General features: G+C 63.1%; 1 pseudogene. It reads left to right on the forward strand.

Going from position 1 to position 648, the window contains the following annotated elements:
- Window positions 1-49 precede the first annotated feature (49 nt).
- A pseudogene (locus EN780_RS36540) lies at window positions 50-648 on the forward strand (thiamine pyrophosphate-binding protein); the annotation flags it as partial.

Genomic DNA, 648 nt, shown 5'->3' on the forward strand with positions numbered 1-648 from the left:
GTTCTATGTCTCGGGCTCCCCACAGACCTACATGCATGGCCACGGCACCATGCAGGAGATCGAGCGCCAGCAGGACAACGCCTTTGCGCGCATCACCGAGCAGGTGACCAAGCGCGCCTGGCAGGCTCAATCCGTTCAGGTTCTGCCGACCATCATGCATCGCGCCTTCAACGAGATGCTCACCGGCCGTCCGGGCCCCGTGCACGTCGAGGTACCGATGGACGTGCAGGTCGAGGCGGCCGAGGTGAGCATTCATCCGCTGGATAAGCGCCTGCCGATCGGTGTGGCCTACCCGGATCCGAGCGCGATCGAGGCGGCCGTAAAGCTTCTGTTGAACGCCGAACGGCCGGTCATCGTCGCCGGTGGCGGCGCCATCACGGCTAACGCTTCGAACGAATTGACCCGTCTGGCAGAGCGGCTCGGCGCGGCGGTTTCGATCACCTGGAACGGTAAGGGCGCCATCTCGGAAGATCATGAGCTCTTCATCGGCGCAGTCGGCCAGACCGGCACGACATGCGGCAACAAGATCACCGCGTCCGCTGACGTCGTGATCTCGGTAGGCTGCCGCTTTACAGATTGGTCGGCATCTTCCTACGCCAAGGGCGTTTCGTTCTCGATCCCCCCGGGCAAGCTGATCCACATTGATCT

This window comes from Mesorhizobium sp. M4B.F.Ca.ET.089.01.1.1 (assembly GCF_004022605.1).
GTDB lineage: Bacteria > Pseudomonadota > Alphaproteobacteria > Rhizobiales > Rhizobiaceae > Mesorhizobium > Mesorhizobium abyssinicae.